Origin of the sequence: Niastella koreensis GR20-10 (assembly GCF_000246855.1) — a bacterium.
In the GTDB taxonomy this organism is placed as follows: domain Bacteria; phylum Bacteroidota; class Bacteroidia; order Chitinophagales; family Chitinophagaceae; genus Niastella; species Niastella koreensis.
The window spans coordinates 4497881-4510200 of record NC_016609.1; the positions used below are offsets into that span (position 1 = coordinate 4497881).

At 47.6% G+C, this 12320-nt stretch carries 7 protein-coding genes; all 7 read right to left on the reverse strand.

Annotated features, from left to right (window positions below):
- Positions 1 to 23 precede the first annotated feature (23 nt).
- On the reverse strand, positions 24 to 3479 hold the full coding sequence (locus NIAKO_RS17645) for a glycosyl hydrolase (RefSeq protein WP_014219799.1): 3456 nt from the start codon (positions 3477 to 3479) through the stop codon (positions 24 to 26).
- 110 nt (positions 3480 to 3589) lie between these two features.
- Complete coding sequence (locus NIAKO_RS17650) at positions 3590 to 4960, reverse strand: bile acid:sodium symporter family protein (protein WP_014219800.1); 1371 nt, start codon at positions 4958 to 4960, stop codon at positions 3590 to 3592.
- Positions 4961 to 5050: 90 nt separating this feature from the next.
- A complete protein-coding gene (locus NIAKO_RS17655; RefSeq protein ID WP_014219801.1) occupies positions 5051 to 5710 on the reverse strand; it encodes an aspartate/glutamate racemase family protein in 660 nt (219 codons plus the stop codon).
- Positions 5711 to 5739: 29 nt separating this feature from the next.
- The gene (locus NIAKO_RS17660) at positions 5740 to 7071 is read right to left on the reverse strand and encodes a four-carbon acid sugar kinase family protein (RefSeq protein WP_014219802.1); all 1332 of its coding nucleotides are present in this window, start codon (positions 7069 to 7071) and stop codon (positions 5740 to 5742) included.
- 106 nt (positions 7072 to 7177) lie between these two features.
- A complete protein-coding gene (locus NIAKO_RS17665) occupies positions 7178 to 8422 on the reverse strand; it encodes a ribulose-bisphosphate carboxylase large subunit family protein (protein WP_014219803.1) in 1245 nt (414 codons plus the stop codon).
- Between the two features lie 73 nt (positions 8423 to 8495).
- The gene (locus NIAKO_RS17670) at positions 8496 to 10682 is read right to left on the reverse strand and encodes an alpha-L-rhamnosidase-related protein (RefSeq protein ID WP_014219804.1); all 2187 of its coding nucleotides are present in this window, start codon (positions 10680 to 10682) and stop codon (positions 8496 to 8498) included.
- Positions 10683 to 10709: 27 nt separating this feature from the next.
- Complete coding sequence (locus NIAKO_RS17675) at positions 10710 to 12296, reverse strand: sodium:solute symporter (protein WP_014219805.1); 1587 nt, start codon at positions 12294 to 12296, stop codon at positions 10710 to 10712.
- Between the last annotated feature and the right edge of the window lie 24 nt (positions 12297 to 12320).

Consider the following 12320-nt stretch of genomic DNA (forward strand, 5'->3'; position numbering starts at 1 on the left):
TTTTAGCGTTTTTTATATATTCTTTAGTTGTCTCCACTTACAATTAATACCGGCCCCAGTAAACCTGCTGGTAACAGCGGTTTGTCTTTTGTCCAGAAAGGGGCATTCGTCCAGGTAATGCGTTCTTTCTCCGGCAATAACAGGTCGCCTTTTAACCGGTTGAACCAGGTATTGGTCACTTCTAACCGGAGATCATTTTTTCCGGGATGCAGTGCTTTTGAAATGTCTACGTGATATGGCGAGGTCCAGATCACTCCACAATCAATACCATTCACAAACACCCTGGCCAGGTTGCCTACTTTGCCTGTGTGCAACCTGAACTTTATGCCGGCATCCATACTCCTGGTATTCTCAAATGTTGTTTCATATACGGCAGTTCCGGAATAGTATTTAATAGCATTATCGGCATTGGCAGACCAATCGGACAGGGTTTCAAAAACAACAGGTTTTGCCGGACCGCCTCGTGCAGGGTCAAATGTTACCTTCCAGGGGTTATTGAGCGAATCCAATCCTATTGAGATATCTGACAATATACTAACATCCTTTGAGGCAGGTTTCCGCAGCACTACGAATGCAGATCCGCTGGCAGCCAGCCTCAATTGAAACTGGACATAGCCATTTTTAAATGCGTATCCGCTGGGCGTGATCTGTTCCCCCGTAACCGGGTCCCAGATCTCCGGCACTTTACCGGTTACCCGTAAAGACACAGTCAATGTTCTATAGCCTTCGAGCTGGTTGCTGATAAAATAAATATCAACCCCATCACCCGCTCTGTGTGTCCAGGCTATATCCGCGGCTCTTTTTTTCCTGGAATCCAAAACAACCACATCTTTTTCCAGCCCAAGCGGCGAAAATGAACTATCCACATAAGGCCCCTGCACTACAGTGCCCTTGCCTACTGTCCATTGTTTCTGGCTGCCCGTTGGTGTTTTCCAGATGGTAGCGGCAATAGTTTGTACCTGTTTATCTGCAGCAGCAGCCTGTTGCAGGCTGTATGATTGTTCAGGCGCGTCATTTACAATTATGGTTGCGCCGGCCTGTACCAGTTCTGCGATCTTTTTTATAACAGCCGGGGTCATGCGTTTGGCAACGGGCGACATTGGATGCGGTTGTGGCAATACCAGGATTTTGTAACTGGCGCCACCGGGAAACTCTACTCTTCCATTGCGAACCGTAGCCTGCATTAACACATCCGGGTTAAAACAATCATAGGCGTATCCATGCAAAGGATCTATCCATTTTTCGGGATCGGCCATATTAGCGGTATGCGTTACGCCTTCGGGCATGGTGCGTAATGGATTACCTTCGTTGGCTAAGCGCTTTTTTTCTGCTTCCACGGTTGATTCGCCAAAGATGCCCGGCAGGGTATTTACCAACCTGTATGGCAATATGGAACGACGGGGAATTTCTTCGCCGGTGAACACGGCCACGTCTACCACCGGTTTTCCAAACTGCAATAACGCCTGACAGCGTTGGGCATATTCCACCCAGGCAGCGCCCGGATTCCACCAGGTTTGATCGCGCTGGAAATACAACCCGATCCCGTTCAACGTCATACCCGGTTTACGGTCCAGCCATGGGTTTTCCATAGATACGTGATACACCAGCTTGTTTATACCTAGCGCATAGTTTCTATCGCCCAGGGCTTTTAACATACCCGGATGTTCATCCCATGCCAATCGCAATTCGGTAAATGCTTCTGCCTGGATAACCGGTTTGCCATAGATATGCGCGCCTGAAATGGCATCAAACATATCGTTGGGTTTATCGTGTGTAGGGCTGCGTAACCAGAATTCGCCCATGGGCAAATCGGCTTCTTTATAATGCAGCAACCCGTCGCTGGTCATAGTGGGTGCAATACTTTCTGCACTCATGATACAACCCTTTTGATGCGCCAGGTTTTTCAACGTTACATAAAACACATCTCTCACCAGTTCGATGATCGTTTGGCGAACATCGTATAAGAATCGTTCAGACACATCCGCGCTCTGCACGGGTACGCCGGCCATGGTAATGAGGTAAGGCAGGCAGTCATATCCACGGCGTTTTTTAAATTCCGCCCTAAAAACCGGAGACCAGTTCTGGCTGCCACATTCCCAGCTATCGATATGGAATAATTTCAATACTTCTTTGGCTACATCCGGTCCAGCCTGGCGAATGGCTTCTGCAAACCATTTATCGAACTGGAGTTTCACTGCTACCGGGTTGAACTTATCACACTCCAATCCTTTACCACCGCCACCGGTTGCATTAGTTTGCCCGGTTGAGGTACTCCCCACGCGCATGATGGTCCAGTTGCCTTCAGGCACCTGCCAGTTGAGGTGGCCATCAGCCGTCATTTTACTGGTAATGTCAATGATGCGATTCAACGGTACACATAATGAATCGGGCACCTGCGCAGTAGTGGTGCGATCACTTACGCGCCAGACAGACCCGCTTTTTCCTTCGTATTGATGGATCACCGGTTCGCCTGACAAATAAATACCTGTAACCTTTAATACCGGTTTCCATTTGGCGGGGTCCAGGTCTTCCGCCCCTGGTTCCAGTTCTTTTTTATCATATACAAATCTGAAATACCGGGCAGTGGTAGTTTTAACAGCATGGGTAATGTCTAAGTCATAATCCTGCCAGCCGCTGCGGGGCGCCTGCAACCGTTCAACGGGCGTGAAGTTGTTGCCATCATCACTCACCATAATCTGCAGGCGGCGGGAAGGATAGTTATTCCCTCCTGTTTTAATAACAATAGAACGGCAGGTAAATGGCTTTGCGTAAGCATACTGGATCCAGCAGGCACTGTCGCTTTTAAAGCTTTGGCGGCTGCTGCTTTTTTCAGTAAGGAACTGCGGCGAAACGCCGGTTACACTGCTGGTTACTACCGGGACCATTGCTGTATCCGCAATGCTTTTTTTGATCATCGTGGGATACGCAAACACCGCGATGTCTTTATAATAATTTTCTTTTGTTTCAGGTTGTGGCAGTACGCCTTTGAAGGTTTGATTACCGGAAACATAGGTTTTAGAGCTTACCACGCGTTGCATGGAGAGTTCGGGTTTTATCCAGGGGCCACCCGCCAGGGCAAATCCATCGCTCACGTGCATCCCCAATTGAAAATGCAGGCGTTTGGCTTCCTGCATGGCAAATTTCACCAGCTCCCACCAATGGGGCGATAACTGCTGAGCCGGCGGATTGAACAACGGCAAACTATCTGCCCCTTTGATGAACATCATATAAGCGCCACCCAATCCTGCTGATTTCATCGCTTCCAGATCGGCAGTAATTCCTTCCCTGGAGGCAGCAGCCTGCATCCAGTACCAGAATACCCAGGGCTTGGCCTGCTCAGGAGGATGCCGGAACAATTCATCTAATGAGGTATCTGTTAATGGAGCATTGTTTCCCAATGGCGCAGGGAAGTTCTTTGCCTGTGGGAAAATGAATAATACCGTAATGCAACTAACTAATATGATTATGTTTCGCTTCATTCTTATTTATGATGAAGGCTTCCCCCCAACCCCCTCCGGTGGAGGGGGAGTTTGGCAACCTCGTAATTACACTTAACATCTTAACTTTTCAGCAGGCCCCTGTCAACCCGTTAACTTGTCAACTTATTAACTGTATCAACTCTGTCAACTATATCAACGCTATCAACTTCTTCCTTTATTCCCAAAGGCCCGTTCTCAATAACCAATGCCTCTTTAACCGGCCGTCTCCTCCAGTAATTAGCCAAAACGGACCCCGCCACATTCATCCAGGGACTGAACACGGCAGCAGGTAAACCCAGGGTGCCGAGTTTGCCCATACTGGCGGCAATACCGGAAGCCATACCGGCATTTTGTAATCCTACTTCAAAGGCTACGGTGCGGGCGGAATTTTTATCCAGCCTGAACAACCGGCCTAACCAGTAACCAAAAAAGAAACCGGCGGCATTATGGATCACCGAACACAGGAATAAAAGAAAACCGGTCTTTAATAAATTGTCATGTCCGGCAGCGGTAGTAACCGTGGTGAAATAGATGATGCCGAACATGGAAAAATAAGGCATTATAGCATCGAGCCTTTTAACGGCCTGCGCCAACAGGTGATACAATACACCGGCTACTACAGCACTCAGTAAAAAGCCAAATATTTCCATTGATTGTAACAACTGCTCATTAGTAATGGTGACAGACAGATAACTCCACCAACCCAGCGGCAGGGCCGCCAGCCAGAAGGCTGCTATGATAAATAAAACAATGATCACCCGAACACCTCTGGATGATGCTGTTTTTAAAAAATCATGTAACAACGCGGCGCCAATGGGTACGATCACGATCTTGATGATCTCCATCATCATATTCACCACCTTTACCTGTACCAGGGTGCCGGCCAGTAATTTCATTAATAAGGGCGTAAAGAAAGGAGCCGCCATGGTGGCCATAGCAGTTACCACAACAGACAACATGAGATTGGCTTTGGCCAGATACACCATTACGTTAGAGGCCAATCCGCTTGAGGTAGAACCAATCAATATGATCCCGGCTGCAATCTCCGGTTCAAAGTGAAATACTTTTGTAAGCAGCAATCCCATCAGGGGCATAATGGAAAAATGGCAGATGAGGCCAATCGCCACCCCCCTGCCGGTTCTACCCACGCTGGTAAAATCTTCAAGTTTCATTTGTATCCCCATCCCAAACATCACCAGCTGGATAATAATCAGCATCAGCCATTTGTTCCGAAGATCAACTGAACCTACCGTAGTGAAGGCCGCAGGATACATCATACCAGCTACCACAGCTGCAACAATCCAGGCAGTATACCGGTATCCTTTCATGGCAGGAATAGCACCTAACCCAATCGCCGTACACACAGCCGTAATCACCGCAGCCGGTTTGTACCACAGCGGTTGCTGCGTAAATACACCGATGAGTAAGGCTACTGCGCCTGCTATACCAGCTATCAGAAAAAATTGAAATACTTTCTTCATATGGAACTTCAGGTTACAGGTTTCAAGTTACTGGTTACAGGTTTTAATACCCGGGGACCTGCAACCTGTAACCTGAAACAGCTATTTCTTTTAAATAACAGATGCAATATGTTGTACCGCTATTCCCGGACTGGCCAGGATAGGCACTTTTTTATCTTCAGGAGCCAACGCATCGGCAACACGGGCCATGGATGCCTGCGCCAATACGATCACATCCACTTTAGTTGATAATTCGCGCAAAGCTTTTCCAACCATTTCATCGTGTTTAGCGCCATTGCCGCTCATCAAAGCGTCAAATGCGCCTTCGCACAATACGGCCTGCAATTCTATTTCCTTACCGGCCACAGCGGCTCTGCGTTTTACCAGGTCGCTGGTAGGCGCGAGCGTAGTTGATAAAGTAGCGATCACGCCAATGCGTTTTCCGGTACGTACTGCCTGATCGGCCATCGGCTGGTCAACGCGCAATACGGGCACATTGGTTAAAGCAGCAGCGGCTTCTACAGCGGGACCAATAGATGAACAGGTTACCAGGATAAAATCAGCGCCTGCCAATTCCGCAGAGCCAACATAGTTTACCACCCTGCGTGAAGTAGTAGGTGTTAACTCACCACAGGCGATCGTATTTTTAATCAGGCTGTCGTCAACAATATTGAACACTTTTACCTGGGGCAGATACTTACTAACTAATTCCTGGAACATAGGTACCAGGGTGGCTGAGGTATGAATAAGTCCTAATGTTTTTTGTTGCATGTTGTATATTTTCTTCTGTTATAGTCGAATTAATTCAAATGGCCCTGCATCAACACTTCAAAATAGTCATCGCCGCCAACCTGTCCGCCCTTGAAATTTACGTCTAATCCGTCAATGGGCGAACCGGGCGCTGTGGCTTTACACAAAGGGGCGCCGGGTACCAGGGCTGCGATCATCTCCACCGCTTCTATTCCCATGGCACGGGTGGTATAACTGCTGGTATCGCCACCTGCGATCACGATCCTTTTTATAGGTGATTGGGCAGCCGCATCCCGGGCAATTGTTCCCAATGCAGCGCCTAATTGTGCTGCAGGTAAGTTAATTGTTTGCTGCAGACCGGCCCCACCCGTACTGATGATCACATGTTTTCCTTTATTCAGGAGATCTGTTGCTTTGCTGATCGATGCATGAATGGATTGATGGTCATTGTTGCAAATTGCCGGTGCATCCAGCAGGATCTCTTCAAACCCTTTTGATCTGACGTAGCTGATCTGTCCGGCCGTCACAGGCGAACAACTTCCCACAATTACCAACAAGGGTGCTGCTTTGCCGGGATGTTTCCATTCAGGTTTTGACGTCAATTGATTGGTACTATTCCAATGCTGGCCCAAAGCCATTTCAATCCCGGATGAACCTACGGAGAACAACGTTCCCGTATTAGCCTGTGCATCTATCAGTTCACCAATGAGCTTTAATTGTTCCTGGTACAGGGCATCGAACAAGGCTATATCAAATCCCTGTTGCACTACCTGCTCCCAGGCAGCTGCAATCGTTTCATTCGACAATTGCAGAATATCTATCAGTCCTGTTTTCTTTTTGGTTTGTTTTTCCAGGTGAACCCGCAGGTCGCTTTCATCGGCTGGAGTTGCCGGGTGTTTGCTCATGGAAGGATGCCTGTCTAACCGGTAAATTTTACCATTGCTGCCAATGCCCATGCGGGCAAACAAATTGCCGAACATACAGTAACGGCCCAGCACCGGCGCCGCCACCAGTAATGGCACACATTTGTTTTTAAAGACAGCCATACCGGTATCTATAGCTTTTCCTATGCTTCCTATAGTTGGGGAAGAATCAAAAGTGGAGCAGACTTTATAATGTACATGCCGCGCCCCGATTTGCTTTAATTGCTCAAAAGCAGGCAACAGGGTTTGCTCCATTTCCGACGGCGCCATCGCACGGGTTTTACCAGCCACCCCAAACGCATTCAACCCCGGATACTTTTTCAATTGTTCGGGAGTGGGCGGCTCAATAAACAAAGCCGTCTTTGCCCCGGCTCTGGCCAGAAATTCCAGGGCATCGGTGGAGCCGGTGAAATCGTCACCGTAGAAGGCTAGTAATATGTTGTTGCTATTGTTATCCATTGTTGTTTTGTCAATCTAACGGGCAGTTATTAGGCTCGTAGGTTATTAGGTTCTAAACTCAAGAACTCAAGAACTTAATAACCCAATAACTTAATAACCTACAAACTTACTTTTTACCGAATTGCTTCACTGACTCCGAAAACTCCTTATACTTACCCGCTGCCTGTTCTATACTCAACCCATCCACCGCAGCCTGCCAGGCCTGTTGTAAAGCTACTACACCCGCTGCTGCGCCCATGGGATGCGCCATAATGCCACCACCGGCCATATACAACAGATCAACTGTTTTGGTGCGGCGATACGTTTCCGGCGCCTGTCCGCCCCACTGGCCGGAAGAAACTACCGGTATTGGCGACTCGTGGTTATAGAACGGCGTTTGCAATGCTTTTATAGAAGCTACTACAGAATCATCGCTCTCCCAGAATTTATTCTGAATCCCATTTACATGCAATTGGTCAACACCGGCTACACGCCATAACTTCTGATATGCGCGAAAATCAATTCCTAACAACGGATGACGGGTTTGCATGCCCCAGCCATTGCGGTGGGCATGAATAGCCAGCTGGTGCTGATCGCAGATCTTTTTCACGCCGGCCATACCTACGCTGTTGATGCTTACCATGGCACAGGTGCCGCCACTCTTTACTATGTATTCATAGCGTTGCAGCATTTCATCTATTTCACCGCTGATGTTAAACGCATACATCACTTTTTTACCGGTGGCATCTGCATGGGCATTGATCACTTTCATGATCGCATCTACCCTGTCTTTAAACAAGGAGTTGGCTGATGAAGACAACAACTCATCGTCTTTTATAAAGTCGATCCCCGCGCCGGCCAGGGTTTTAACCATGTCGGCCGTTTGCTCCGGCGTAAGCCCAATGCTTGGTTTTATGATGGTACCGATCAATGGCCTGTCCTGCACGTTCGTCAACTGACGGCAACCTTTAACTCCAAAAGCAGGTCCTTTATAGTGCTGAGCATAAGAAGCAGGCAGCTCAATATCTATCAACTTCAACCCCGTGAACTGGCGGAGCTCATACAAATTTCCCTGCAGCGTTGATGTTAACACCGGCAGGTTATAACCAAAGTTCTCAATGCTCCAAGAAACCTGAATCTCGGCACGATGGTATTGTCCATTGCTGCTGGCAGCGCCGGGCATGGCAGGCGTAGTAACAGTTTCCAACGGCGTTACTTTTTCTACCCTGGCCGCAAAGCGTCGTTTCAATTCTTCGGTTTCACCGGGCACAGCTATAAAGGTCCCTGATGATTGCTCACCGGCTAATACTTCAGCGGCTTTCTCCACCTGTAAGGGAGTTTCGATATAATACGTTGCTATTATTCTTTCCATGATCCTGTTCTTAGTTCTTTGTTTTATGTTCTGTATTCCAGGTTTTACTCGTTGCCTTGTTGCCTTGTTGCCTTTATGCCTTGTATTTAATCTCGTAATCTTTTCCTTGCTCAACAGTTACTTCATAAACGTTATTTCCTTTGCTTACGATAGTTGCTGTTTTAGAAGAAGGTTTTGATTGACTTTTAAACTTAAGCGTACCAGTTCCTATTGCACCTTTTATTTTTATTTGGGTAGTGCTGCAATATACATTGATGTCGCCATGCGGTGTGGGCACTTTGCCCTCCATCCATTGCAAGCCGCCGAGTACAGGTTCTGCTGTCCAGGTGGCATATCCGGGTGAGGTGGGTTGTACTCCTAAATAGTATTTACCCAGCAGGTAAATGGGACTGGCGCCCCAGGCATGACAAAGACTTTTGCCGAATTGACGGCCATACATGGAGTAATGGTCGGCGCCTGATTTGGAAGGATTGTATTCTTCCCAGAAGGAGGTAGCGCCGGCATTCAGCATACCGCCCCAGTAGTTTTTCATTTCATTCAACACATATTTCTGTTCACCCATTACGCACAAGGCTTCCAGTTCATAGAAACGCATGTACGGGGTAGTGATCTTTTGAATATTGTCGTTCAGCAACACGTTCTTTTTTACCGCCTGCTTTTGCTCTTCATTAAAATAATTAAAGAAGATGCCAAACATATTGGCATACCTGGTTACATTATCGGTTGGTTTTCCATCAACGCGGCTGTGTACCAGGGCGTGTTTGCTTTCGTTCCAGTAAACGGAGAACAGTTTCGCGCGCATATCGGCAGCCAGTTGTTTGTACAGCGCTTCGTTCTTGCTGTCATTCACCATATTGGCGCAAAGCGCCATGGTTTCCAGACTGCGGCAGAAAAGCATTTGTTCAAAGCTCACTTCGCCTTTTTTGCTCAAACCAGGCGCCCAGTCAATAAAGATCCAGTCGCCGCTCAGTCCCTGCATCATGCCATCTTTATTGCGGCGGCTGAGGCAATAGTCCATCATGCTTTGCATGCGGGGGTAGAACTGCTGAATAAAGGTTTTATCGCCGGTATACCGGTACAGGTCATAGATGCCCAGGAACCAGTAAAAAGTATAATCCATGATGGTGTTGATGTGGCTGGTAACGGGGTCTTTACCACGCAGCGCCATCAACGTACGGTTTACCGTAGGCACATCGTAAAACAGGTAATAGTTCATCAGGTAGCTTTGGTACGCATCGCCACTCCAGATCCAGCGATCGCGTTTGATGCCATCGATGAAGAATTCCCGGGTACACAAGTGCATGGTGTAAGCCGCTACATCCCATATTTTATTGATGCCGGTATCGGAACAACGGAAAGCACCACGGTTTTCAACCGGCAGGTATTCATATAACATCGAAACGGAATCCAGGGTAACGCCACCTTCCGCCTGCACATTTACAAAGCGGAATGCTTTGGTGAGCACCATTACAGAATCCATTTTTGAATCGGCATTCACTTCTACCCTGTCCAGCGTTTCGCAGGAGCCGGTAGACAACGCTTCTTCTTTTGATTCGCCATAATACAACGACACCTTGCCTTTACCCTGTAAGCCATGCAAGCGGATATAGCCGAAGGTTTCTTTACCAAAATCTACCAGTAACGACCCGTTGTTTTTGGTGGCAGTTACAGCCGATTGGGGTTTCACTGCCAGTTTAAATGCGGAAGGACGCTGTGCAGGCTCATTGAAATTCCAACTGCCGGCGTTCAACCAAACAGTGGCTGACACATCTGAGGTTTTACCTGTTTCATCAATCCATTCTTTATCTTCGAACGTCACCAGCCACGACGAGTCGGTAGCAAAGGTTTTCCCTTTGATATAGATAGCAGGCACGGTACCCGCACTGTATACTTTTACATTGATGCGGTGTTTGCCGGCAGGAATGGTTACGCGGGAGGGCGTTCCTTCATAGCCCTTTCCATCGAGCTTGAGAATATATTTTCCTTCTACATATACATCGATGTCTTCGGGTTCGGTCAATTCCACATCCTTGTGAAAATCCATCAGCACATAATGGCCATCCAGTTTCCAGAATGGTGGAAAGAAAGAACCGCGTTCTGTACGCCGGTTCTGCATATTGTTGGCCAGCCAGATCTCGAAATCCCCGGGATACCAAATCCAGGTAGCCTTGGGGGGGGCTGGTTGTGCCTGCGTGGTGCAGGCGAATAATACTAATGCTATCCAAACAGTGTGTTGCAATATGGCATGTCTGCAATTCATTCCGGAAAGATTTATAAGATGCAAAAATTAGTGTCCGTTAAATACTATGTACAAACCCAGCATTACCGCTACCAGAATCCCCCACATTACCCATACCTGTTTATCAGGTTTGGCCAGGCTTTTAAAATAAGTAGCCTGTTGTAGCTTCATGGCGCCTTTCTTATCAGTTACTGAAATTACGTATGTCATAGCGCTTAATATCAGGAACAGGTAAAACGACAATAACATAAAATGCGGCCAGAAGGTGTAGGTTTTTGAAGGGTATACCCACAAATATAAGATCCCTGCCAACAGGCAAAATGCCGTACCGATGGTCAATACACAATTGATGGCGCGGGGTGTTGTTTTCTTCCAAAGTACGCCAAACAAAAAGGCAACGGTCATCGGCGGCGCCAGGAACCCCAACACCGACTGAAACACGTTAAACAGGTCCAGTCCCTTTATCATATCGATCGCCAGGGCAACTGCCACTGAGATGATGGCTCCAGCCACTGTAATGATGCGGCCTACCCGAATGATCTCCTGGTTAGTAGCCTGGGCGTTGTATTTTTTTACATAGATATCCATGGTAAACACCGTACTCACCGAATTAAGCGAAGCACCAATAGTGCTGATTAAACAGGCCACCAGCACTACAATGATAAGCCCCTTCAAACCCGCCGGGAATAAATTGGTTACCATGGTGAGATAAGCTTCATTAGCATCTGTATGCGGATACAGCACATAACAAATTATCCCGGGTAAAATAAACAGCGGCACATCCAGGATCTTCAACCAACCGATAAAATTGGCGCCTAATTGGCCTTGCTTCAAATTCTTTGCACCCAACACAGACTGCACCATAGATTGTTCCGTACAAAAGAACCACACGCCCATAACGGGGTATCCCAGCAGGATGGGCAGCCAGGGAAAACTTGTATCGCTGTTAGGTTGAAACAAATTCCAGAAATGCGGCGGTGTTTTTTCATAAATAGCATGGAGACCGCCCGCTCTTGAAACCCCGAGTATTACCAATAACAGTGACACCGCAATCAACAGCAACATTTGGAATACACTGGTATAAGCAATGGTTTTTAAACCTCCTGCAATAACAAACAGGGTGGACACCACCACCATAACGATCACCGACAACCACATATCAAATCCCAGCAACTGCCTGATCAACACCCCGCCGGCAAACAAGCCCAGCGACAACCAGGAAATTAATATAGTGATCAGCGTATACCAGGCCAGGATGTTGCGGGTATTTTCGCCAAACCGTTTTCCTAAAAATTCAGGCAACGTTGAGACGTTGGCGCCCAGGTAACGGGGCGCAAATACAACCGCCAGCATTAAAATGAATATAAATGCATACCAGGCAAAATTGCCAGATGCCATCCCGGATAAATAACCGGCGCTGGCAGAAGCTACCAGCATAGATGGACCTACATTGGTGCCCCACATGGTAAAACCGATACTGGCCCAGCCTAACGACTTATCGGCCAGGAACAGGTTTTGGTCTTTGTTCTTTTTTTGTCCGAAGCTTACCCAGATCCCTATTCCAATAAGGATCGCCAGGTAAATGGCAACAATAACGAAATCTACTGGTTGTAACAGATTATAAATGGCCTTCATCGTTGTAATACGCTGAACGCCGAA